This is a genomic window from Prosthecobacter sp., assembly GCF_044232965.1.
Taxonomy (GTDB): domain Bacteria; phylum Verrucomicrobiota; class Verrucomicrobiia; order Verrucomicrobiales; family Verrucomicrobiaceae; genus Prosthecobacter.
The window spans coordinates 1-23827 of record NZ_JBIIKX010000085.1 but is presented as its reverse complement, the minus strand read 5'-3'; the positions used below and the strand labels follow the sequence as shown (position 1 = coordinate 23827).

General features: G+C 60.2%; 18 protein-coding genes. 10 read left to right on the top strand and 8 right to left on the bottom strand.

Going from position 1 to position 23827, the window contains the following annotated elements:
* The 3 genes from ACILSI_RS23535 to ACILSI_RS23525 form a co-directional block, all read right to left on the bottom strand.
* Positions 1–898 (bottom strand): tyrosine-type recombinase/integrase (locus tag ACILSI_RS23535; RefSeq protein ID WP_395724367.1); only part of this gene is annotated, 898 nt, incomplete at its 3' end.
* Between the two features lie 419 nt (positions 899–1317).
* Positions 1318–1791, bottom strand: a complete 474-nt coding sequence (locus tag ACILSI_RS23530; protein ID WP_395724366.1) for a hypothetical protein — start codon at positions 1789–1791, stop codon at positions 1318–1320.
* Between the two features lie 4 nt (positions 1792–1795).
* Positions 1796–2656, bottom strand: coding sequence for an MBL fold metallo-hydrolase (locus ACILSI_RS23525; protein WP_395724365.1), 861 nt, complete (start codon positions 2654–2656; stop codon positions 1796–1798).
* A 147-nt stretch (positions 2657–2803) separates the two neighbouring features.
* Between ACILSI_RS23525 and gltB the strand changes: the two genes are divergently transcribed.
* From gltB to ACILSI_RS23510, 3 genes are all read left to right on the top strand, one after another.
* Positions 2804–7390, top strand: coding sequence for a glutamate synthase large subunit (gene gltB, locus ACILSI_RS23520; protein WP_395724364.1), 4587 nt, complete (start codon positions 2804–2806; stop codon positions 7388–7390).
* 57 nt (positions 7391–7447) lie between these two features.
* Entirely contained in the window at positions 7448–8926 is a 1479-nt protein-coding gene (locus ACILSI_RS23515) for a glutamate synthase subunit beta (protein ID WP_395724363.1), read from the top strand.
* A gap of 96 nt (positions 8927–9022) precedes the next feature.
* Entirely contained in the window at positions 9023–9895 is an 873-nt protein-coding gene (locus tag ACILSI_RS23510; RefSeq protein ID WP_395724362.1) for a DUF2330 domain-containing protein, read from the top strand.
* 97 nt (positions 9896–9992) lie between these two features.
* Here the strand turns inward: ACILSI_RS23510 and ACILSI_RS23505 are convergent, their stop codons facing one another.
* The 5 genes from ACILSI_RS23505 to ACILSI_RS23485 form a co-directional block, all read right to left on the bottom strand.
* Positions 9993–11351 carry an APC family permease gene (locus tag ACILSI_RS23505; protein WP_395724361.1) on the bottom strand — a complete coding sequence of 453 codons (1359 nt, stop codon included), beginning with the start codon at positions 11349–11351 and terminating at the stop codon, positions 9993–9995.
* Positions 11348–12589, bottom strand: a complete 1242-nt coding sequence (locus ACILSI_RS23500; protein WP_395724360.1) for a glycosyltransferase — start codon at positions 12587–12589, stop codon at positions 11348–11350. Before ACILSI_RS23500 ends, ACILSI_RS23505 begins: the two co-directional genes overlap by 4 nt.
* Complete coding sequence (locus tag ACILSI_RS23495) at positions 12582–13871, bottom strand: MFS transporter (RefSeq protein WP_395724359.1); 1290 nt, start codon at positions 13869–13871, stop codon at positions 12582–12584. Before ACILSI_RS23495 ends, ACILSI_RS23500 begins: the two co-directional genes overlap by 8 nt.
* The gene (locus ACILSI_RS23490; protein ID WP_395724358.1) at positions 13868–14530 is read right to left on the bottom strand and encodes a hypothetical protein; all 663 of its coding nucleotides are present in this window, start codon (positions 14528–14530) and stop codon (positions 13868–13870) included. The genes ACILSI_RS23495 and ACILSI_RS23490 overlap by 4 nt, the downstream gene beginning before the upstream one ends.
* A gap of 137 nt (positions 14531–14667) precedes the next feature.
* Positions 14668–15969, bottom strand: a complete 1302-nt coding sequence (locus ACILSI_RS23485) for an ATP-dependent 6-phosphofructokinase (RefSeq protein WP_395724357.1) — start codon at positions 15967–15969, stop codon at positions 14668–14670.
* A 108-nt stretch (positions 15970–16077) separates the two neighbouring features.
* On the opposite strand from ACILSI_RS23485, the gene ACILSI_RS23480 reads away from it, so the two are divergent.
* From ACILSI_RS23480 to ACILSI_RS23450, 7 genes are all read left to right on the top strand, one after another.
* A complete protein-coding gene (locus ACILSI_RS23480; RefSeq protein ID WP_395724356.1) occupies positions 16078–16827 on the top strand; it encodes a polysaccharide lyase in 750 nt (249 codons plus the stop codon).
* Positions 16828–16879: 52 nt separating this feature from the next.
* Entirely contained in the window at positions 16880–17527 is a 648-nt protein-coding gene (locus tag ACILSI_RS23475) for a bifunctional 4-hydroxy-2-oxoglutarate aldolase/2-dehydro-3-deoxy-phosphogluconate aldolase (protein ID WP_395724355.1), read from the top strand.
* The gene (locus ACILSI_RS23470) at positions 17524–18555 is read left to right on the top strand and encodes a PfkB family carbohydrate kinase (RefSeq protein WP_395724354.1); all 1032 of its coding nucleotides are present in this window, start codon (positions 17524–17526) and stop codon (positions 18553–18555) included. The genes ACILSI_RS23475 and ACILSI_RS23470 overlap by 4 nt, the downstream gene beginning before the upstream one ends.
* Positions 18556–18562: 7 nt before the next feature.
* Complete coding sequence (locus tag ACILSI_RS23465) at positions 18563–20359, top strand: M3 family oligoendopeptidase (RefSeq protein ID WP_395724353.1); 1797 nt, start codon at positions 18563–18565, stop codon at positions 20357–20359.
* 43 nt (positions 20360–20402) lie between these two features.
* Complete coding sequence (locus ACILSI_RS23460) at positions 20403–22574, top strand: DUF1549 domain-containing protein (RefSeq protein WP_395724352.1); 2172 nt, start codon at positions 20403–20405, stop codon at positions 22572–22574.
* Between the two features lie 16 nt (positions 22575–22590).
* Positions 22591–23499, top strand: a complete 909-nt coding sequence (locus tag ACILSI_RS23455) for an alpha/beta hydrolase fold domain-containing protein (protein WP_395724351.1) — start codon at positions 22591–22593, stop codon at positions 23497–23499.
* Between the two features lie 44 nt (positions 23500–23543).
* Positions 23544–23827: hypothetical protein (locus ACILSI_RS23450; protein WP_395724350.1), on the top strand; the 284-nt coding region annotated here is incomplete at its 3' end.

The following is a 23827-nucleotide window of genomic DNA, read 5'->3' as shown; positions in this document are numbered from 1 at the left end:
TGGTCACCAGTTCCCGGTAATGCTTGAAGATAATCGCCGGAGAATTGCCCGCCTCCAATGCCACCTGCGCAGCGCTCTGAACCACCGCGATGCGGTAGCTGATGTAGGAGTGCCGCAGCGCGTTGTGTGGCCACGCCAATCCCAGGCTTTTGGCAAGCTTCGTGATTTTCACAAACACGACCTTCATCGGCACCACCAACCCCTGCCGAGGCAAGGGCCTCAGCCACGCCGCGAGATTGTCGCTGATCGGCACGATTCGGCGGGATGCGGTCTTGGCCTGCCCAGCACGCAATTCAATGATCTTGCGCTCCAAGTCCACCGCACTCCAGTCCAAGCGGGCAATTTCCGCTGCGCGCAGCCCTGCAAAAGCCCCAATAGCAAGCACTGGAATGAGTTCAGCCGGAGCATTTCTCAGCAACAACTCAAACTCCTCAGGCTTAAAAATACCCACATCCGTGTCCCCTTGTTTGCGATGCTTGAGTTCCTCGGCTGCCGTCGGCTCACGCTTCGGCAGGTAGCCGCTTTGACGAGCGTAACCAAACAAGAGCTTAACCCGCTTGAGCCGGTTGTTGCGCGTCACGGCAGAGTAATCTCCCGCACGCAGCCAGGCATCAATTTGCTGCGTGGTCACCCTGGCAATTTCACCCGGCAAAGCCTGCCCAAACTGTTTGAGGATGCTCTGGAGTGATTTCAGGTACTGCGTGCTCATGCGGTCCTGCTTCTTTGCGGCGAGAAATTCCTCGATCACCCTTGATACCGAAACCCCGGTTGTGAATCCCCTTGCTCTGCGCACGTGCTCATCGACCGAAGTGATCAAGGGTGTTTCACCCAATTTGCGACGGCACTGCACATATTCTGCCATAGCCGTCACCAGAGGCAGCCCGAAGGGTTCGAGCATGGCGCACGCAACTCTGAACGCCTCACGATCTTGCGGGCGGAGATCATTGTCCGAACTCATGCCGCGCTGGATGTTGAGAGCCAGAAGCCGCGCCTCCTCCCTGGCTGCATTCAGGCTTCCAAAAGTCCGCCGCACCCTTCTGCCATCCCGATAGAACGCCACCGTGAACCGTTGGGAGCCACGGACATCGCCCCTATAGATGGGTACGGCTGCCGAGCCTTGTTTGACCACAGCGAAAGGTTTGCCTCTGCACTGAGAGGGGAGAGCCGGATTTGTCGTGCTTTTGTCATGCATAACACCTGCCGCAGTGTCAATTACGGCAGGTGTTTGTGCTCCGGAAGCCCGTAAAATGGGGCTTCCAGCTCCATTTTGAGCTTTGCTTACTGTTGTTTGTTCGTAGTCCTGTGCGGACCACTTTCTCACCGCACTTGATCGTGGTGGATCATGTTTACCTGCCAGCCCCAGGGCCAGCGGCCGGGATTGCTCCAGTGAAAAGTCCACGGCTCAGTGAGCTGATTGACATGTCCCAGCACGAGCTGGCTGTAGCCGATGCCATTTCCTGAGAGACGGATCTTCATGGAAACCATGCCCTGTCCTTTCACGGCACGCACCGTGGTCTGCTCCCTCATCAAGGTCAGAGTGTAGAAGCCGCTGAGGTACTTTTTGCCGTCTTCAATCGCCGACTCGCGCGTGTGGCTGTAGGCGTCAGTGTAATTTTCAGCAAGAAAGTCTTTCACCTCGTCCCAATCACGTTCCTCGATGGCCTTGATGAAGTCCATCTGGGCGGCGAGCACCTGGGTTTGAGGCGATCTGAGAAAATAAATAGACGCGTTGATCGTCAGGGCAAAAAGCACGACTTGAAAAGTCAGGCGGAGGATGCGGCGTCTGTCCATGAGATCAAAGCAGGGCAAGCTGGCCGGTTTCGTCCGCGGCGGCAAAGCAGAAGCTCACGCTGGTGCTGCGGCGCGGGCGCACGACCTCAATGGTCGGTGTGGGCTTGTGACGTTCAGCGCAGACGACTCGGGCCTCGCTCGCCCCGGCGGCATCGAGCGCCTGGCGGATGTGGCGGGCGGCGGTGGCGGGATCGTTGCAATCGTCGCTCAAATGCCCCAGCACGACATGACTGAGACCGGGATGCGCGATTTCGCGGACGAGTTCGGCGGCCTGTTCGTTCGAGAGATGCCCGTGACGTGAGCTGATGCGCTGTTTCGTCGCCCACGGGCGTTTGGTGTCATTTTCGAGCAGTTGCGTGTCGTAATTGGCCTCAATGAAAAGGCTGTCAGAGTTGCGGAGGCGGTCCTTGATCAGGTTCGTCACGAAACCCACGTCGCTGAGCACCCCGAGGCGGGATTCTTCGTCAGCGATGACAAATCCTACCGGATCGACCGCGTCATGCGGCACGGGGAAGGACTCGATGCGCAAATCTTGAAATTCAAAGGGCGAGCCGGTGGTCATGAGCCGCCAGGAAGGCGGAGAACGAAATTGCAGGCTTCCCGCGAGAGTTTCCTGCGTCAACGCGGTGCAAAACAGCGGAACCTGCTTTTTCCGGCTCAGCACCTCAATCCCGCCAGTGTGGTCCTGATGCTCGTGGGTGAGCAGGATGCCATCGAGCATGTCGAGCGAGAAACCGCAGGCGTCGAGACGCAGGCAGATCTGCTTGGCGCTGAGTCCGGCGTCCAGCAACAGCGTGGTGCGCTCGGTCGAGATCACGGCGCAGTTTCCTGAGCTGCCGCTGCCAAGAATCGTGAGACGTACCATGCGGCTGTTTTAGCGGTCTGGGCCGGACGATGCAAGCGGTCTTGCCAACGGCAGGCTGTCTGGAAAAAAGAGGCTGGGCTGGCAGGCAGAATGCTGGTTGATTTGCCCGCTGACTGCGCCTAAATGCCGCCCCCTTTTGTACCAAAAATGAGAAATCACGGACTCCCCCCGAAACAAGGCCTCTATGATCCGCAGTTCGAGCACGACGCGTGTGGCGTCGGCTTTGTTTGCCACATGAAGGGGAAGAAATCTCACAGCATCGTCGCCAATGCGTTGCAGATCCTTGAGAACCTCGATCACCGTGGTGCCTGCGTGGAAGAAAACACGGGGGACGGGGCGGGTATCCTGCTCCAGGTGCCGCATAAGTTTCTCGTGAAAAAGGCCAAGGAGGCCGGTTTTGAGCTTCCGGCGGCCGGTCAGTATGGCGTGGCGAATGTGTTCACCACTCGCGGTGGCGATTCGTGGGCGAAAGCGAAGGAAACCTTTGAAAAGGTGGCCGCTGCGGAAGGCATGCCAGTGCTCGGCTGGCGTGAGCTGCCGGTGGATAACTCGACGCTGGGCAAATCGGCGAAGGCGAGCGAGCCGCTGGTGCGCCAGGTGTTTGTGAAGCGTCATGCGGCGGCGCTGGATGATCTTTCCTTTGAGCGAAAGCTCTATGTGCTGCGCAAGGTGGCTCATAATGCCCTCCGCGTGTCCAAAGTGGACCCGGTGTGGTATGCGCCGAGCTTTTCCTGCCGCACGCTGGTCTATAAAGGCATGCTCACGCCGATGCAGGTGGGTGGGTATTTCCTCGACCTGAGCGACGCGGACATGGAGTCGGCGCTGGCGCTGGTTCACAGCCGTTTCTCGACGAATACCTTCCCGAACTGGGAGCGTTCGCATCCTTACCGCTACATCGCTCACAATGGTGAGATCAACACGCTGCGTGGGAACATTAGCTGGATGCTGGCCCGTCAGTCGCTGTTCGCTTCGGAGCTGTTTGGCGATGACATCAACAAGATCAAGCCAGTCATCAATGTGGATGGCTCGGACTCGACCATCTTTGACAATGCGCTGGAACTGCTCGTGCTGAGTGGTCGTTCGTTGCCGCACGCGATGATGATGATGATTCCTGAGCCGTGGAGCGGCCATGAGTCGATGAGCGAGGCGAAAAAGGCCTTCTACGAGTATCATTCCTGCCTCATGGAGCCTTGGGATGGTCCTGCATCGGTCGCCTTCACGGATGGCACGATGATGGGTGCCACGCTAGACCGCAATGGTCTGCGTCCTTCGCGCTACTATGTGACGCACGACGATCTCGTCATCATGGGATCGGAAGCGGGCGTTTTGCCGGTCGATCCGGCGAATGTGAAGCTCAAAGGCCGTTTGCAACCGGGCAAGATGTTCATCGTGAACATGGAAGAAGGCCGCATTGTTCCTGACGACGAGATCAAAGAAAAGATCGCCGCCGAGAAGCCCTACCGTGAGTGGCTCGACAAGAATCTCGTGAAGCTGGCGGACATCGCCGAGGGTGCGCCTGCGCCGCTGCCGGACCATGAGACGATGCTGAAGCGCCAGCAGGCCTTTGGTTACACCTGGGAAGACCTCCGCATGCTCATGACGCCGATGGCCCGCGATGGCGTGGAGGCGATTGGCTCGATGGGGACGGACATCCCCATCGCCGTGCTCTCAAACAAGGCCAAGCTGCTCTACGACTACTTCAAGCAGCTCTTCGCCCAGGTCACGAATCCGCCCATCGACTGCATCCGCGAGGAAATCGTCACGTCACCCGTCACGACCATCGGTCGCGAGGGCAACCTGCTCGATCCGAAGCCGGAAAGCTGCCATTTGATCGAGCTGAAGACGCCGATCCTCAGCAACGAGGAGCTGGCAAAACTGAAAGCTATCGCCAGCGGCGAATTTGCCTCCGCGACGCTCGAAATCACCTTTGACCCGAAATTGGGCGAAAAGGGCCTCGTGGCCGCCATGGACGCTCTTTGCGCTCAAGCGGACGATTTGATCAAACAAGGCCGCAACATCCTCATTTTGACCGATCGCGGCATCAGTGCCTCGAAAGCTCCGATCCCGGCTCTGCTGGCTGTGGGCGGCCTGCATCATCATTTGATCCGCCAAGGCACCCGCACGCAGTGCGACATCGTGCTGGAGTCCGGCGAGCCGCGTGAAGTGCACCACTTCTGCACGCTGATCGGTTACGGCTGCGGAGCCATCAATCCATACCTCGCCTTTGAAACGCTCGACGACATGATCCGCCAGGGTCTGCTCGTGAACGTGGACCACAAAAAGGCGGTTTATAACTTCATCAAGGCCGCCACGAAGGGCGTCATCAAAGTCGCTTCGAAGATCGGTATCTCCACGATGCAGAGCTATCGTGGTGCGCAGATCTTTGAAGCCGTCGGCCTCAGCAAGAGCGTGGTCGAAAAATACTTCACCTGGACCGCCACCCGCGTGGAAGGCAGCGACATCAAAGTGATCGCCGAGGAGTGCATCCAGCGTCATCAGCGCGGCTTCCCGGATCGCGATTCGCAGGTGCATGCGCTCGATGTGGGCGGTGACTACCAGTGGCGTAAAGAAGGTGAAGCCCACCTCTTCAACCCGCTGACGATCCACACGCTGCAAAAAGCCGTCCGCACCGGCAACTACGAGACCTTCAAGCAATACTCCGCGCTGGTGAACACGCAGGTGAAGCAGATCTACACGCTGCGTGGCCTGCTGGACTTCAAGTCGCAGACTCCGGTGCCGCTCGACGAAGTCGAGAGCGTCGAGAGCATCATGAAGCGCTTCAAAACCGGCGCAATGAGCTACGGCTCCATCTCCAGCGAGGCGCATGAGTCCCTCGCCATCGCCATGAACCGCATTGGCGGCAAATCGAACACCGGTGAAGGTGGCGAAGACCCCGAGCGCTACACTTGGACCAATGAGAAGGGCGACTCGAAGAACTCCGCGATCAAGCAGGTCGCCTCGGGCCGCTTTGGCGTCACCAGCCTCTATTTGAGCCAGGCGAAGGAAATCCAGATCAAGATGGCCCAGGGTGCTAAGCCCGGTGAAGGCGGCCAGCTTCCTGGTGGCAAAGTGTATCCCTGGATCGCGAAGGTGCGTCACTCGACGCCGGGCGTGGGACTCATCTCCCCGCCTCCGCATCATGACATCTACTCCATCGAGGATTTGGCCCAGCTTATCCACGACTTGAAAAACGCGAACCGCGCCGCACGCATCAGCGTGAAGCTCGTTTCCGAAGTCGGCGTCGGAACCATCGCCGCTGGCGTGGCCAAGGCGCACTCCGATGTCGTGCTCATCTCCGGTTACGATGGCGGCACGGGTGCCTCGCCACAGACCTCGGTGAAACACGCTGGCCTGCCCTGGGAACTCGGTCTCGCTGAAACGCACCAGACGTTGCTCCTGAACAACCTGCGCTCGAAGATCGTCGTCGAGGCCGATGGCCAGATGAAGACCGGCCGCGACATCGTCATCGCCGCGCTGCTCGGTGCCGAGGAGTTTGGTTTCGCCACCGCTCCGCTTGTCACGATGGGCTGCATCATGATGCGTGTGTGCCACCTGAATACCTGCCCCGTCGGCGTCGCCACGCAGGACCCGCAGCTCCGTGCCAAATTCAGCGGCGATCCCGAATACGCCGTGAACTTCATGAAGTTCATCGCCATGGAAGTGCGCGAACTCATGGCGCAGCTCGGCTTCCGTAAGCTGGAGGACATGGTGGGCCGCACTGACATGCTCGAAGCACGTCACGCCGTTGATCATTGGAAAGCTCGCGGCATCGACCTCAGCAACCTGCTTTACAGCCCGAAAGTCGGCCCCGAAGTCGGCAAATTCTGCTCCGAGGCACAGGATCATGGCATCGACAAGAGCATGGACATCACCACGCTGCTGCCGCTTTGCAAAGACGCCATCGAGAAGGGCGAGAAGGTCAAGGCCACGCTCCCCATCCGCAACGTCAACCGCACCGTCGGCACCATCCTCGGCAACGAGATCACCAAGAAGCATTGGAACGGCCTGCCGGACGACACCGTGCATCTGCACTTCCAGGGCAGCGCCGGTCAGAGCTTCGGCGCGTTCGTGCCGAAAGGCGTCACGCTCGAAATCGAAGGCGATGCCAATGACTACGTCGGCAAAGGCCTCAGCGGCGGTCGCATCATCGTCTATCCGCCTGCGGCCAGCACCTTTGCCGCCGAGGAAAACATCATCGCGGGCAACACCGCGCTCTATGGTGCCACCAGCGGCGAGCTCTTCCTGCGTGGCATGGCCGGTGAACGCTTCGCCGTCCGCAACAGCGGTGTGGACACCGTCGTCGAAGGCGTGGGCGACCACGGCTGCGAATACATGACCGGTGGCCGCGTCGTCGTGCTCGGCACCACGGGCCGCAACTTCGCCGCAGGCATGTCCGGCGGCATCGCCTACGTGCTCGATGAGAAGGGCGACTTTGCCACTCGCTGCAACGCCGGCATGGTCGATCTGCTCAAGCTCGACGACCAAGAGGAGATCGACAGCCTCTACGAACTCATCAAGAAGCACGCTGATCTCACCAAGAGCCAGAAAGCCTTCAAGGTCATCGCATTGTGGGAGCAAAGCGTCCCGCAATTCGTCAAAGTGATGCCTCGCGACTACGCCCGCGTCCTCAAGGCGCTCAAAAAAGCCAAGGACGACGGCCTCGTCGGCGATGACGCCCTCAACGCCGCCTTTGAGGCCAACGCCCGCGACGTCGCCCGCATCGGAGGGGGCTAGAATCCAGTCCCGCTTCCGCACGAACTCACAGACATCACTTTTTCACACCGCTAGACCATGGGAAAACCAACCGGCTTCATCGAATTCACCCGCGAACTCCCCGCTGACCGCGATCCGCTCGAGCGCGTCAAGGATTGGAAGGAATTTCACCTTCACATGCCTGCGGACAGCCTCAAAAAGCAGGGCGCGCGCTGCATGGACTGCGGCATCCCGTTCTGCCACAGCGGCACCCTCATCAGCGGCATGGCCAGCGGCTGCCCGATCAACAACCTCATCCCCGAGTGGAATGATCTGATCTATCGCGGCCTCTGGAAGGAAGCGCTCGACCGCCTGCACAAGACCAACAACTTCCCCGAGTTCACCGGCCGCGTCTGCCCCGCCCCGTGCGAAGGCTCCTGCGTGCTCGGCATCAACGAGCCACCTGTCACGATCAAAAACATCGAAGTCTCGATCATCGACAAGGGCTGGGAAGAAGGCTGGGTCACTCCACAGCCGCCTGAGAAGCGCACCGGCAGAAAAGTCGCCGTCATTGGCTCCGGCCCTGCCGGCCTCAGCGCCGCCGCACAGCTCAACAAAGCTGGCCACACCGTCACCGTTTTTGAACGTGCCGACCGTCCCGGTGGCCTCCTCATGTATGGCATCCCCAACATGAAGCTCGACAAAACGGAAGTCGTCCTCCGCCGCGTGAAGCTGCTCGAAGACGAAGGCGTCACCTTCAAGTGCGGCGTCAACGTCGGCACCGACATCACCGCCGAGCAGCTCCGCAAGGACTTCGACGCCATCATCGTCGCCACCGGAGCCACCAAGCCGCGTGATTTGCCGATCCCCGGCCGCGAATTGAAGGGCATTCACTTCGCCATGGACTTCCTCACCGCGAACACCAAGGCGGTGCTCGACCCGAGCGGCAAATACATCACCGCTGATGGCAAGGACGTCGTCATCATCGGCGGTGGCGACACCGGCACCGACTGCGTCGGCACCAGCGTGCGTCACGGCTGCACCAGCGTCACACAGCTCGAAATCATGGCCAAGCCGCCCATGAACCGCGCCGCGAACAATCCGTGGCCCGAATGGCCCAAGACCTACAAGATGGACTACGGCCAGGAAGAAGCCGCCGCCAAGTTCGGCGACGATCCCCGCGTCTATCTCACCACCGCCACCCACTTCGAAGGCGATGCCGATGGCAACGTGAAGGCCGTCCACGTCGTCGATGTCGAGTGGAAGAAGGACGACAAGGGCAACTTCGGCCCCCAGAAGGTCGCCGGCACTGAGAAAGTCCTCCCCGCGCAGCTCGTCCTGCTCGCCATGGGCTTCCTCGGCCCCGAGCAGCCGCTCGTCGAAGCCCTCGGTGTCGAAACCGATCCTCGCAGCAACATCAAAGCCGAGCACGAGAAATACACCACCAGCATCCCCGGCGTCTTCGCCTGCGGCGACTGCCGTCGTGGTCAATCCCTCGTCGTCTGGGCCTTCAACGAAGGCCGCGGTGCCGCGAGAGAGTGTGATCGCTTTCTCATGGGCGCCACGAGCTTGCCGTAAACAACCCGCCATCAATTCAGAGAGCGTCCTCAGCAACGGGGACGCTCTTTTTCTTTTGGGATGACAATCTCGTGCGCCTGTCGCTAGCATGCGGCCATGAGAAGGCACGCTCTTCGTTTCATCCTGCTGATGCTTCCCATCAGCATCTCCTGCATTCATGTGATTGATGCGCCGTATCCGGTGAAGGAAGACCGCAAAGAAGCGCTGTTGTTTGAGAAAGATGGCTTGTGCCACCTCGTCGTTCGCACTCGGATCTCGAGCCCCGAGCTTCCACGCAGCTTGGCGTGGGTCATCCCCACACCACGCGTTCCAGTGATCGTGAAAGAAGAGTCGGCTGATCTCTTCCCGCAGCTCTACAAACTCATTCCAGACCGTGTTCAAGCCACACCAACACTTTACCGGTTTCTGCCTTCGTGCTCGATCCCTATGCCTCAGCAGGCCATTGTCGTTCACCAAGCCCAGTCCACCGAGCACTACACCACCCAAGTCATTGAGATCCGCTCGGACAATGCCAGCGCGGCACTTAACGCATGGCTCGTCAAAAATGGCTTCTCGCCCGTGCCTGAGCAAAACCAGCGGCATTACCTCATTCCAGGTCGGGCCTTTGTGTGCGTGAAGATACGCAAGCTGCCCGAAGGCACTGCGGCTCAAATCCCTCCTGTCCATCTGGCCTGGCAAGGCACCGAAGCCACTCTGCCGCTCAAATTCTCCTCACACAGCGGTCAGTTCGATGTGGACCTCTATGTATTGTCGAAAAACAGCCTGCCATCCGATCAATTCTCGGAATGGCACTTTCGACGTGTGGGAACGGCTGCCGTCCCCGGCTCAGCAGTTGAGCGCAGTTTGGAAAGACTGGCAGGGAAGCATGCAATGATCACCCGCTACCACGCGAGGGCCTTCAACAGCCCAGGCCATGAAGTGACTCGGCTGGACGCTGATCCGAGGATTGACCTAGGGCGGCTGAAGTGATGCTCAATGAACCGTAACTGAGAAATTTCCCATCTTCCCATGCCCTGATTCGAGCTTCCACGAATTCAAAGAGCGTCCTTGGCAACGGGGACGCTTTTTATTTGGTCTCTGCGAACGGCCATGTGCGTGATTTCCAGCTCCAGGCCAGGAACACACCGCAGCCAGCCAAAAGAGCGAGCGCTCCATAGCCCAGCAGGCCGCGATCCGTCGTCACCAGCAGGTAAACCCAGCCCAACAGCGCGATCAGGGCCGGAATCGGATACAGCCACATGCGAAACGGACGCGGCATGTCCGGCTGCAAGCGCCGCAGCATCACCAGCGCGCCGATTTGTCCCGCGAACTGCACCACGATACGCGTGGTGAGCAGCGCGTCGATCAGCGTGCCCAGTTTCACAAACGTGGCCGCCGCCGCGATGAGACCGACGACGATCAATGACACATGTGGAAAGCCGAGGTGTGGATGCAGACGGCCAAACATCTTGAAAAAGCTGCCGTCCCGCGCCGCCGCATACGGAATGCGCGAGTAGCCGAGCAGCATCGCGAAGCAGCAGGCCACCATCGTCCACAGCACCAGCCCGGTGAAGAGCTGCGCGAAATCGTGGCCGTAAATCTTCGCCATCATCATCGTCACCACCGGTTTGCTCACCCCGTCTGCACCTGCAAACTCCCGCCATGGCACCACGCCGATGATCGAGATGTTCACGGCGAAGTAGATGGCCGCCACCAGCACGAGTGAAAGCATCACGGCGCGTGGTATGACACGCCCCGGCTGCTTCACCTCGTCGCCGATGAAGCAGATGTCGTAGTAGCCGAGGTAATCATACATGCCGATGCGCGCCGCCGCGCCCAATGCGATCCACTTCGTCGCGTCCATCGTCCAGGCACCTTCCGGGAAGTCGAAGGCGATCTTCGCATCGAAATGCATCGCCCCGGTGACAATCACGATCGCCATCGCCAGCAGCGCTCCGGCCCAAAGCATCACCGTAATCTTCCCAATCGACTCAATCCGCCGATACAGCAGAAAGATCACAAACAGCCCGACACCCGCGCCCGCGCACAGCCGTGTAAAGTCGCTGCTCCCGGGCCAAAGCGGCTGCAAATACTGCGCCACGCCCACATAGGCCGTGGCCAGCTCCAGCGGCCCGCTGAGGATGAACTGCCAGATGAACAGAAAGCCCATGAAGCGGCCCCACTTCTCCCGTCCGTAGCCTTCACGCAGATACACATACGATCCGCCGGACTTTTGCAGCGCCGCGCCCAGCTCGCTCCACACCAAACCATCTGCCAGCGCCACGATGAGCGCCACGCCCCAGCCCAGCATCGACTGTGGCCCGCCCATCGTCATCATCAACGCCGGAATCGTGATGAACGGCCCCGCGCCGAGCATGTTCGACATGTTCAGGGCCGTGGCCTGAAGCAGGCCGAAACGACGTTCGGGTTGGGCGTGGTGATTCATGCGTTGATGCGGCTTTCGATCCAGCCCATCAAAACGTCTTTGTCCGGCACTTTTGAAATCCGATCCGCGCATTTCTTCGCCGCCTCGCGGAATGATTTGTCTTCCAACAGTCGCCGCAGCTCATGCGCCACTCGCTCGGGCGTGAACTGCCGCACACTCAGGCCAATTCCAGCCCCGAGGCGTTCCAGACGGTCCGCGTTGTCAGGCTGGTCGTGCGCCATCGCCATGATGAGCTGCGGCACTCTTGCGGCGAAGCCTTGGGACATCGTTCCAATGCCGCCGTGATGCACAAACACGGAGGCGTGTTTCAACAGCGTGCTGAACGGAGCGTATTCGACGGTCAGAATGCTCGCGGGCAAGTTGGAAGGAACTTGTTTCGGCTCCCGCGTGACGAAAACCGCCCGGCAGCCGATGCGCTTCACCGCTTCAGCCGCGACAGCGAAAAAACGCGAAGCCTGCACATTCGCACTGCCTGGCGTGAACACGACAGGACGCTCACCAGCAGCCAGAAACTCCTGCAACTCTGGCTTGAGCGGCTGTTCAGTCGCAAGGTCTTCGAGCGGGAAGGTCCATTGCAGCAAGTTCGCCGGCCAGTCGGGCTGTGGTTTCGCAAACCACTCGGGAAAGAGCGCCAGCACGCCATCCGGCGAGTCCCACCACTCGCGCCAGAGGCTTCGTGGTGGTTTGACGCCGTTGGCCTCGCAGATGCGCCGCACTTTGGGCAGCGCGAAGAGATCGACCGGGTTTGGCAGCGAGAAGAGCGCCCGTTTGAACCACACCGGCATCGCACGAAGCAACCGCATGGCCGGATGCAACAGCGGTGTCTCATGCACGCTCAGAAACACCGCAGGCTGCAAATGCACGGTGATCAGCGGAATGCCGTGTTTCTCGTGTGCGAGCCTGCCCGCGAAGGCGGTGACGGGTGCGAGCATGAGATCGACCTTTCCGCAGCTCTCGATGGCCGCGAGATACGGCTCCACGGACTTCGCGGCGAATTCGAAGACGACCTTCGTGCCGTGGCCGAGCTTCCAGATGCGCGGATCGCGAATCATGGCCTCAAACTCGTCCTTTTCGCCAAGCGGGATGAAATTCAGCCCCGCCTTGCGCGCCTGCTCTTCAAACAGGCACGCGGTGATCATCGTCACGCGATGCCCGCGCGCCATGAGGTGCCGACCCAGCCAGATGAAGGGAAACACATCACCGGCGCTGCCGAAGGGAAGGAGGAGAATCTCAGCCATGGTTGCCGTTTAGCCTGCCATGGGACCAGCGTTTGAGCAAAGCGGGCAGTGCCGTTGGGCGCGACATTGTCACATAGACGCCGCCGATGACCGCACAGGCACCGCAGAACCAGAAGATGTCTCCAGGTGTCCAGCCGAGCCGGATGTTCAGCTCCTTTTGCAGCAAGGCCGCCGCGCTGATGCCGACCCACGACAACCACGAAGCCGCGCCCTGCACCGAGCCTTTGCGATCCGCTGGCGGACGATGTTGCAGCACTGCGGCCAACGGCACGATGAACATGCCGCCACCAATGCCCAGCAGCGTGAGACAGACGGTGAAAACTGACTTGGAAATGTCAGCGATGCCGAGCGCGAAGCCCATTGCCGCCATGAGGAAGGCCCCCAGCGGGATGAGGCCATACTCAACGTGATCGCCGCTCAATTTGCCTGCCAGCAGACTGCCTGCGGCCATGCCGACGGCCAGCGCGACCTGCAAGGCGCTGTTTTCCATCGGCTTGATGTGCATGACCTGCTCCGCGTAGAGAACGAGGTTCATCTGAATCAGCACGGCGATGAAAAAGAAGCCTGTGTTGCCGAGATTCGCCCGCCACAGGTCGCGATCCGTGCGCATCCAGCGAAATTCACGCCACAGGTCGCCGAGAAAATTGATGCGCAGCGGTTTGTCAGGACTCGCGGCAGGAACACGCGTGATGCCCAGGCTCATCAGCCAGCCGATCATTGCGAGACCCAGCAGGATGCCGCCGGACCACGCCGGTTTGCCCGCAAAGCTTTCCGCCAGCCACGCGGCGGCCAGTGTGCCGAAGATGGCCGCGAGAAAGGTGAGCATCTCGATCACGCCATTGGCCCACGAGAGTTTCTTTGGCGGAACGACCTCTGGCAGCGAGCCATACTTCGACGCGGCGAAGAACGCACTGTGAACGCCCATGAGGCAGATGCTGGCGAGTTGAAGGCCCATCTTGCCCGAAGCCAAAGCATAGGTGGCAAAGATCATGATGCCGATCTCCATCGTCTTCACGCCGATCATCACATGCCGCTTGCTGAAACGATCCGCCATCCAGCCGCCGAACATCGAGAGCAGCAGGAAGGGAATGGCGAAGTACATGCCCGAGTCAGACACCAGGCTGTCGAGCTGCTCCTTCGGCATCTTCTGCGCGATGACGAGGTAAATGACGAGCCACTTGAGCACGTTGTCGGAGAACGCCCCTTGGAATTGTGTGCCCATGAGGCACCAGAAGCCGCGTTTCCAGTTCGTCTCGTTGATCATAGAGTTGGAGGAGTTCATGCGCGTTTGGCGGCGGCTTGGGCAGGCGTGGGACAGATTTTCTTCAAAAGGAAGTGCGTGGGAATAAACACAAGGATGATCAGCAGCGCGATCCATGTCACGAGATAAAGCTCCGCGCTCATCCAGGTTTGCGGCTGCGCATCGTCCATGCCGAAGACGTAGTTGATGTTGCGCGGCAGATTCGGGTCCGGCAGTGTTTCGCCGGCTTTTGGGAACAGGAAGAAGGCAGCGAGACACAAGCCAGAAGCCGAGGCCGTCCAGCCTTTCAGCGCACGCTTGTCATAGCCCAGCTTGAAGACGAGAAAGAGCAGCAGAAACGGCAGCCAGCCGTGGAAGAGCGACAAACCGCGCAAGAACAACGGTTTCGTCTTATCAAACATGTAGGCCGTCATGCCGGTCATTTTGTTACCGGTGAGCTGCACCACGAAATCCACACCCCAAAACGCCTGTGGCATCAAAATGCCCAAAGCGGGCATCGAGATTAGCAGCGGCTGCTCCAGCCAGATGCCGACGAGCGTGAGCAACAGCGCGATGTCGCAGAAGTAGAGGAAGTTCGTCGGACCGTAGTGGTACCAGTAAACGGGGATCAAAACCGCCATGAAGGCGGTGTAGAGGATCTTGAGCCAGAGCGGGATCGCGGGTGAAGGATGTGTTTTCATGCGAGAGGAGATGATGTGAAACAGCTTTTCGATGTTGAGCTGTCGCACGGCACACCCATGCTCATTCCAACGCATTTTCTCGAATTGATTAAAGCCGAGCTTGTATTGAGGGCGTCAATATAGGCCCGGAACCCGGCCTACATCACCGCCGGTTGTCCCGTGCATTCCAGCACGGAGCGCCACAACTCCTGCGTGGCATCGACTTTGCGACGGCCGTGGATGACGAGTTCGAGCGGCAGATGCACGAAGGAGCCGTGCCAGCGGCCCACGAGCATGCCGGTCTTGCCGGCCATCGCGGCATGCACGGCGGATTGGGCGAGGCGTGAGCAGTACACGTTGTCCGCCGCGTTCGCGGGCACGCTGCGAACTATGTAGCTGGGGTCGATGTATTTGAGGTTCGCCTCCGTTCGACGTTCCTTGAAGAAAGTGTTGATGCGGTCCTTCAAGAACAGGCCGATGTCGCCGTAGCGCTGATTGCCGCTGGCGTCGGTGGCACCGTTGGTTTGCATGAGGTGCTGACCTGCGCCTTCAGCCACCACGACCACGGCGCTGCCACGTTTGTTCAGCCGGTAGCGCAGGCTTTCGAGCAGTCCGCCCTCGCCTTCCAACTCAAAAGGCACCTCGGGAATGAGCACGAAATCGACGTTGCTGCCCGCCAGTGCCGCATAGCAGGCGATGAAGCCGGAATCACGCCCCATGAGCTTCACCAGTCCCACGCCATTCACCGCGCCGGTGGCCTCGACGTAGGCGCATTTCACCGCCTGCACCGCCGCCGCAAAGGCCGTTTCGAAACCAAAGCTCTTGTCAAAATAGCGGATGTCGTTGTCGATGGTCTTCGGAATGCCGACGACGGCTTTTTTCAGCCCGCGCCTTTCGATTTCCTTCACGATCTCCGCTGCCCCCCGCAACGTACCGTCACCGCCGATGACGAAGAGAATGTCCACCTTCATGTCCTCCAATGTGTCCACCATTTCCCCGATGTCCTGCTGCCCGCGCGAACTGCCGAGCAGCGTGCCACCAAAGTGATGCGCCTGCTCAACGGAGGAGGGTTTGAGCAGCAGCGGTGTGTGCCCGTAGCGCTGCACCAGCCCCTCATAACCGTAACGGAAGCCATACACGCGTGAGATGCCATACTGAAGGTGGCACTGGTTCACGAGGCCGCGGATGATGTCGTTCAGTCCGGGACACAGGCCGCCGCAGGTCACGATCCCTGCCGTGGTGCGCTGCGGATCGAAGTAAATCTGCTCGCGTGCTCCCGCTTCCTCATAGCTTGGTGTCGAGACATCGCGCCCGTCTTCGAGCAGATGGCTGTGGTAGAGGATGCGGTCCGCCGCATCTGTTTTGAACGGAGCGTCCACACCGCCAATGCGGTGCAAGGGCGAGGGGAACAGACAGGGGCCGAGCGTGGGAATGCTCGTGTCGGGCGGGGCGGGAGTCATGGCGGCTGGCGGGGACGCCTTACTGCAAAGCAAGAGAGATGCCATTCCTCGGACTGAAGCAGTCAGGCTCGACATCCCTTCCCTGAAATGCTCTCATCCGCCTAAGCCATGCATCTCCGCATCTTCGCCACCCTCCTGCTGCTCACTTCCTGCGGTCGCAGCGCCGATCCCGCCGCTCGTGAGAAAGAACTCACCTACCTCCGCAGCGTGGTGCCGGATGATTTGCTCGAATTCGCCCATGTCGAAGTTCCCGCCGTCGAAAACATCGTCATCATGGGCGAAGGCGCGGCTCAGCATCTCGGCCTGCATGTGTTCCCCGGCCAAAAGAAGCTCAATGGCGGCATCCGTGCCGAGGTCAGCGTCGATTACCCGCACAAGCAGGGTGACACCGTGCGCTATGCGTGGCGTTTCATGGTGCCGAAGGGTTTCGTGTCCGATGCGCCAAAGAACCGCTGGTGGATCATCGGCCAGTGGCATGATCAGCCGGATCGTGCTCGCGGCGAAAGCTGGGACGGCTTTGACTCCAAAAGTCCGCCCGTGCTCCTCGGTCTCGGTGAATTGCAGGGCAAGCTCGGCATCGGCATCGCCTACGGCCCCGATCAATCGCAGAAACACGGCCCCGTCTTCATCGAGCCCGGCAAGTGGCACAGCATCACCGTCGAGATCCACTGGTCCCAAAAAGCCGACGGCAAAGCCACCTTCTTCCTCGACGACATGTTAAAACCCGTCGCCACCGCCACCGGCACGAACATGCACAACGACTTCCAGCACTTTCTCAAGCTCGGCATGTACCGCCATCCCGAGATCGAGACGGACAACTGGATCTACATCGATGATTTGAAGATCACGAAGAAGTGAGGGACAGCGACTTGCCGGTTGCAAAACCACCGCTCCCGTCCTGCTTCAGGCAATGACCGAATCACTCACCCGCCACCTCCAAAAAACCGGCGTCATCGCCGTGCTCATGATCGACCGTGCTGACGATGCCGTGCCGCTGGCGCGGGCCTTGCTCGCAGGCGGTGTCGATTGCATCGAACTCACGCTGCGCACCGATGCCGCGCTCGAATCGCTACGCCGCATCCGTGCCCAGGTGACGGAGATGACCGTTGGCGTGGGCACGATTTTGACTCCCAAACAGGTCAACGATGCCAAGGAGGCCGGTGCGAGCTTTGGCGTGGCTCCGGGGATGAATCCGCGTGTTGTCGCTGAAGCCAAACGCATCGGACTGCCCTTCGCACCGGGTGTTTGCACGCCGACGGACATCGAACTGGCCATCGAGGCTGGTTGCAAGCTGCTCAAGTTCTTCCCCAGCGAACCCTGCGGCGGCCTCGCCTATCTGCGCACGATCTCCGCGCCGTTCATGCACCTCGGTGTGCAGTTCATCCCGCTCGGCGGCGTGGGTCCGGCGAATGCGGTGCAGTATTTGAAGGAGCCTTCCGTGCTCGCGCTTGGTGGCTCGTGGCTCGCACCGAAGGATTTGATCGCCAAAGGCGACTGGGCAGCGATCACGAAGCTCGCACGCGAGGCCAGTGACATCGTCAAGCAAGTGCGCCCATGAGCCGCGTCGTCACGTTCGGCGAAATCATGGTCCGCATCGCCACGCCAGGCTTTGCGCGGTTTCAGCAGTCCATGCCGGGCAGCGTGAATGTCACCTTTGCAGGCGCGGAAGCATCCATCGCGGCCTCGTTGGCCTATCTCGGCATCGACGCGGCTTTTGTGACCGCTTTGCCGGATCACGCCATCGCCGATGCCTGCGTCGCTGATCTGCGCAGCCTCGGTGTGGAGACGAAACACATCCTGCGCACACCCGAAGGCCGCCTGGGCATCTACTTTCTCGAACACGGTGCTAACCAGCGCGGCGGCAACGTCATCTACGACCGCGACGGCTCCGCCGTGGCCGTCACACCGGCGTCAGCCTACGATTGGGACGCGATCTTCTCTGGCTGTGAGTGGTTCGTCATCTCCGGCATCACCCCTGCCATCTCACGCAACGCGGCCGAGGTCGCGCTCATCGCCGTAAAGGAAGCCGCACGCAGAAAAATCAAAGTGGTGTGCGATATGAACTACCGCACCAAGCTCTGGCGCTGGGAGCCGTCGCTCTCCGCCCGCGAACTCGCCACGCGCACGATGAAAACGATCCTGCCGCACGTCACTGTGTTCGTCGGCGGCATCAGCGATGCCACCGCCATGCTCGGCATCGACTTTAACGGCGAACTCAAGGCGCTGGCGCAGCAGATCGTCGCCGAGTTCCCCAATCTCACGCACGCCGCCTTCACCCTGCGCGATGGCAGCACCTCCGCCGCGCAATGTTTCAGCGGAGCGCTTTACGAAGTCGCCACTGACACGCTGCATACAGTTCCCGCTTACACGATCACACAAATCATCGACCGCCTCGGTGCTGGCGATGCCTTCACAGCCGGCCTCGTGTTTTCGTTCCTCCAAACCTCCACCGCTCCAGCCGCCATCTCCTTCGCCACCGCCGCCGGATGTCTCGCGCATTCGATTGAGGGCGATTACAACTACAGCACACGCACCGAGATCGAAGCCGTCATGCACGGCGACGGCGGAGGCCGTGTGAGCCGCTAATTTCATCATGTCCACTACAACACCTCAATCTCCTGACCGCTGGTCTCTCGAATCCTGGTTCTCCGGCTTTGGCAAACCTGACTACACCGATTTCAAAGCTGCACTCGTGCGCGATGTCGAAGCGCTGAAGTCTCAAGCAGCGGCCTTGGGCGGCGAAACGGCAGGAATCGTGCGTGTCATCAATGACGTGGAGTCGCTCGGCGACCGTCTTGGCCATCTGTCGGCTTATCTCGGTTGCTTGTCCGCCGACGATGCCAATGACGAGGCCGTGAAGGCCGACGAGGCGTGGATTTCAACGCTGGAAGCCGAGAGCACGAAGCTCATGGCCTCGCTGCGCTCCGCTTTGGCGGCGCTGAGTGACGCGGCGTTTGCCACGCTCCTGGCGGATCCCTCTTTGAAGAATGCCGAGCACAGCGTGAAGCGTCTGCGCCACGAAGGGCAGCATCAGATGAGCGCGGAGATGGAGGCGCTGGCTGCCGACCTCAATGTGAACGGCCTGCACGCCTGGGGACGCCTCTACGACACGCTCACGGGCAAGATGGAGTTCGAGATGACCTTCCCGGACGGGCACAAAGAAACCGTGCCGATGTCTCGTCGCCGCGCTCTGATGTCCGAGCCAGATCGCAAGCTGCGCGAGGCCGCCTTTAACGATGGTCAGAAACCATGGAATGATCATGCCGTCACTCTCGCCGCTGGTTTGAACGGCATCGCAGGCACGCGCTTGAGTTTGTATGGCCGCCGTGGTCTGCCGCACTTCCTCGACACGCCACTGTTTGATGGCGCGATGAGCCGCAAGTCGCTCGATGCCATGCTGGAGGCCATCCACACGCACATCGAGCTGCCACGCCGCGCTTTGCGCAAAGCGGCGAAGCTGCAAGGCACGTCCGCCTTGCACTACTTCGACCTCGAAGCACCGCAGATCGCTCCGCCGGATGAAAAAGAGCTGACTTGGGACGAAGCCTGCAAAACCGTTGATCACGCCTTCAGCGCCGCGTATCCGAAGCTCGGCGCGTATTTCCGCGAGATGCTGGCGAATCGCTGGATCGAAGCGCAACCGCGTGCAGGCAAGCGCCCAGGTGCCTTCTGCACGGGTTCGCAGCTCAAGCACGAGGAGCGCGTCTATATGACCTTCCACAAGACCGTGCATGACATGGTCACGCTCGCGCATGAGGTCGGTCACGCGTGGCATTCATGTGTGTTGCGCCCTGCTCGCTCCTTTTCAGCCAGCTACCCGATGACGCTGGCGGAAACGGCTTCCAACTTCGGCGAGATGATCCTGCTCAGCGGCCTGATGAACGATCCTGGCATCACCGAGGCCACGAAGGCCTACCTGCTCGATCAGGAGATGCTGCGCGCACACGCCTACCTGATCAACATCCCCATGCGCTACGAGTTCGAGAAGGCTTTCTACACCGAACGTGCCTCCGGCGAAGTCTCCGTGTCCCGGCTCAGCGAACTCATGAACGAAGCGCAACGCAAGCTCTACGGCGACACGCTGCTCGATGACGGCACGGACCCGATGTTCTGGGCCTACAAGATGCATTTCTTCATCACTGGCGTCTCGTTCTATAATTTCCCCTATGTCTTCGGCTACCTGCTCAGCCAGGCGCTGTTTGCACGATTTAAAGCCGAAGGCGCGGCCTTCCTGCCACGCTACGAGGCCTTCCTGTCGATGACCGGCAGCGCCACATGCGAGGAAGTGGTGAAGCAAACGCTCGGAGAAGACCTCACCAGCCCCGACTTCTGGGCCACGGCTTTGAAAGCGATGGAGCCGTCGCTCATCGCCTACGAAGCCCTCAAGTGAGCGGGATAGAAGGCCTGCCACCCACTCGTTTGCCTGCGCAGTCATGAAAGCACTCACGCGCACGCTTCTCGTCACGTTCGGCCTCGTTGTCTGCACGCGGGCAAACGAGGCCTCGAAACAGATCGGCGCCCTCCTCGCCAATGACTGGCAGCAGCACAAGCTGACGCCGAATCCGCCCGCGAACGACGAGACCTTCGTCCGCCGCGTCCACCTCGACATCATCGGACGCATTCCGACGATGCGGGAGACGCAGGCTTTCCTGAAAGGCACTGACAAGGACAAGCGCGCGAAGCTGATCGACCAGCTTCTCGCCAGCGAAAGCTACGCCCAGCACATGTTTCATTTTTGGGCCGACCTGCTTCGTGTGCAGTCGCGCGCGAACAGCGGACAGGGCGACATGACCTCGAAGCCCTACCTGGAGCATGTGAAGCGGCGCATCCGCGAAAACATGCCGTATGACGCCTTCGTGCGCGAGTTGCTCACCGCGCAGGGCAAGGTGTGGGACAATCCCGCCATCGGCTACTACATGCGGGACATCGGCATGCCGCTGGACAACCTCTCCAACACCACGCGCGTCTTCCTCGGCACGCGCATCGAGTGCGCGCAGTGCCACAACCATCCCTTCGACAAATGGACGCAAATGCAGTTCTACCAGATGGCCGCGTTCACTTACCCGCTGGAGACGAACTTCACCGGCGTGGCTGAAAAAGGACCGTTGATGGATTTGAAGCGTGCCGCTGACAAAAAGCCCGAACTGGCTGTGCAAACCCGCCACATCGGCCGCGTGTTTGAGAATCTCGGCGACTTCGTGCGCTATAGCAAAGTCCAGACGCTGCCCAGCCGCGTGCTGAAACTGCCGCACGATTATCAATATACCGACGCGAAGCCGAAAGACGCCGTCAAATCCGCCACGATGCTCGGGAAACCGCTCACGGGTGATTTACAGGCCTTCGCGGACTGGATGACAGCGCCGGAGAACCCGCGCTTCACGAAGGTCATCGCCAACCGACTGTGGAAGAAGGTGTTCGGTGTCGGCCTGATAGAGCCGGTCGATGAGATCATGGACAGCACCGTGGCGATGAATCCCGCGCTCATGGAGCACCTGGAAAACCTCATGGTCGCGCTGCGCTACGATGTGAAGGCGTTCCTCCGCGTGCTCTACAACACGCAGGCTTATCAAAATGAGGCAATGAAGACCGAACTCGTCGCTGGCGAGGTGTATCACTTCACCGGCCCTGTTTTGCGTCGCATGACGGCGGAGCAGATCTACGACAGCTTCGTCACTCTCATCCATCCCACGCCCGATCTGCCTCGCCGCAAGGGCATCGACAGCGAGATGGCGCAAAAGATTGTTTATCGTGGCAAACTAAGCGACGCGCTCGATTTGATGTCGCCCCAGGAGATCTTCGATGGCGCGATGAAAGCCTCCGAGGTCTATGAATCCGTCTCCGCACGCTCCAAACCACTGCGCGAAGCCTACACCGCCGCGCAAAAGGCCAAGGACAAGCCGCTGATCGAAAAACTGAACCTCGAAATCCGCAGCATTGAGTTCGTCGCCCGCACCGGCATCCACGATCACGTCGTCGTGCCCGCCGTCGCCCGGCTTTATGAGAAGAAGACCGGCAAACCCGCGCCGCCGCCCATTCCTGTCGTCAAACCTGACATGGAAGAACTCAAGAAAGCCGGTCAAAACCGCGCTTACATTGACGTGCCCGGCTACGACATCGACCAGGCCATCCCGCGCGAGGAAAAAGCCGCCGAGGATGCTCGTGATGTCGTTTTCCGTGAGGAGGCGAGGCGCCTCAACATCACGGATGCCGACGCCTATCTCAAATCACGCCGCTCTCAGGCCCAAGACTGGCCCCGCGCCGCCGAACTCGATTCTCCCGCGCCACGCGGCCACTACCTGCGTGAGTTCGGCCAGAGCGACCGCGATCTCATCGAAAACGCCAACTCCGACGCCTCCATGCCCCAGGCGCTCGTCTTGATGAACAGCGAATTGTTTGAAGCCATCCTCAAACCGCACACGCAACTGCGGCTGAACCTCGCCGCGGCCAAATACCCCGATGACCAGCTCGCCGCCATCTATCTGACGCTGCTCTCGCGTCTGCCGACCGAGGCCGAAAAAGCCGCGTGGGCCAAGTCGGGCCTCAGCAGCCCTGAAGACCTCGTCTTCGCGCTGATCAACACGCAGCAGTTCATCTTTGTGCGCTGAAGTCTGGAGTCTTCTGATGATCTCATTCCGCCGCACCGCACGTCTGCTTCTGCGCCTCGTCGTCGCGCTCCTTCTGCTCGCCCTGCTGCTGTTCGGCGTGAGCTGGTGGTATTTTCATCCAGAGTTCACGTTGACTCCGGGCATTGTTTACACGCAAAGGCACGGGCATGATCTGACGCTGGATGTCGTGCGGCCAGTCAATCCAAACGGCATCGGCATTCTGGTGATGAACAGCGGCCAATGGAAATCGGACCCAAAGAAATTTCAGCCTTGGCTGGCCGCCTCGTTTCTGCGCCAGGGGCACACGATCATCGCGGTCAATCATTTGTCACAGCCGGAGGCAACCATTCAGGAGATCGTGCAGGATGTGGGGCGTGCCGCGCGGTTTGTGCGGCATCATGCAAGGCATTACGGCATTGATCCGAACCGCCTCGGCGTTTTCGGCGGCAGTTCGGGCGGACATTTGAGCCTGATGCTCGCCACGCGTGGCGGGCCGGGCGATCCGAAGGCCGCCGATCCTGTGGACCGCGAAAGCAGCGCGGTGCAGGCGGCGACGGTGTTTTATCCGGTGACGGATCTGCTGAATCTCGGGCCCTCGACGGAAAATCTTGGCGATGGCGGACCGCCGAAGAGCTTTCGGAATTCGTTTGGCCCGAAGGCGGGTGATTTGAACGAATGGAAGCTCATCGGACGCGATGTCTCGCCGATCTTCCACGTCTCGAAATCGCTCCCGTCGGTTTTCATCATTCATGGAGACGCGGACACACTGGTGCCGCTGGAGCAATCGACGCGCTTCAAGCAGCGCGCCGCCGAACTCGGTCGCGAGGTGGCACTGACCATCCGCCCTGGAAAAAAACATGGCTGGCCGACGATGATCTGGGACGCGCATTTGTTTGCGCAGTGGTTCACGCAACGGCTGCGGTAATGGCAATTGCAGCACGCTTGATAGGGTTGCTCACCTCTGAGGTCATGACTGAATCCTTCCCCCGTTTCCGTTCGTCAGTTCATCTCCGCCAGATTAACCGGAGAAGCATGCAATCAGAGCTCCATCATCGCGGCAGAGGCAACCGCGTCACCGGCCATGCCGTAGCCATCGGTGAGGCGGCGGGCGTCACCGCTGATCTGGCTGCTTGGTCGACACGCATGCCGCATGAATTCACCTGGAGCAGGTGCAAAACGAAGCTGAAGACGATGGGGCCGAGGGTTTGGCTTCGATTGCCAATCTTATGCCATAGAGCCTTCTTTTCTCGAAG

Excerpts from the sequence above, each read along its gene's own strand:
- ACILSI_RS23530 (WP_395724366.1), bottom strand. The coding sequence starts at position 1,791 with ATGGACAGACGCCGCATCCTCCGCCTGACTTTTCAAGTCGTGCTTTTT.
- ACILSI_RS23455 (WP_395724351.1), top strand. The coding sequence starts at position 22,591 with ATGATCTCATTCCGCCGCACCGCACGTCTGCTTCTGCGCCTCGTCGTC.
- ACILSI_RS23490 (WP_395724358.1), bottom strand. The coding sequence starts at position 14,530 with ATGAAAACACATCCTTCACCCGCGATCCCGCTCTGGCTCAAGATCCTC.
- ACILSI_RS23505 (WP_395724361.1), bottom strand. The coding sequence starts at position 11,351 with ATGAATCACCACGCCCAACCCGAACGTCGTTTCGGCCTGCTTCAGGCC.
- ACILSI_RS23470 (WP_395724354.1), top strand. The coding sequence starts at position 17,524 with ATGAGCCGCGTCGTCACGTTCGGCGAAATCATGGTCCGCATCGCCACG.
- ACILSI_RS23465 (WP_395724353.1), top strand. The coding sequence starts at position 18,563 with ATGTCCACTACAACACCTCAATCTCCTGACCGCTGGTCTCTCGAATCC.
- ACILSI_RS23510 (WP_395724362.1), top strand. The coding sequence starts at position 9,023 with ATGAGAAGGCACGCTCTTCGTTTCATCCTGCTGATGCTTCCCATCAGC.
- ACILSI_RS23515 (WP_395724363.1), top strand. The coding sequence starts at position 7,448 with ATGGGAAAACCAACCGGCTTCATCGAATTCACCCGCGAACTCCCCGCT.
- gltB (WP_395724364.1), top strand. The coding sequence starts at position 2,804 with ATGAGAAATCACGGACTCCCCCCGAAACAAGGCCTCTATGATCCGCAG.
- ACILSI_RS23460 (WP_395724352.1), top strand. The coding sequence starts at position 20,403 with ATGAAAGCACTCACGCGCACGCTTCTCGTCACGTTCGGCCTCGTTGTC.
- ACILSI_RS23500 (WP_395724360.1), bottom strand. The coding sequence starts at position 12,589 with ATGGCTGAGATTCTCCTCCTTCCCTTCGGCAGCGCCGGTGATGTGTTT.
- ACILSI_RS23525 (WP_395724365.1), bottom strand. The coding sequence starts at position 2,656 with ATGGTACGTCTCACGATTCTTGGCAGCGGCAGCTCAGGAAACTGCGCC.
- ACILSI_RS23475 (WP_395724355.1), top strand. The coding sequence starts at position 16,880 with ATGACCGAATCACTCACCCGCCACCTCCAAAAAACCGGCGTCATCGCC.
- ACILSI_RS23495 (WP_395724359.1), bottom strand. The coding sequence starts at position 13,871 with ATGAACTCCTCCAACTCTATGATCAACGAGACGAACTGGAAACGCGGC.
- ACILSI_RS23480 (WP_395724356.1), top strand. The coding sequence starts at position 16,078 with ATGCATCTCCGCATCTTCGCCACCCTCCTGCTGCTCACTTCCTGCGGT.
- ACILSI_RS23485 (WP_395724357.1), bottom strand. The coding sequence starts at position 15,969 with ATGACTCCCGCCCCGCCCGACACGAGCATTCCCACGCTCGGCCCCTGT.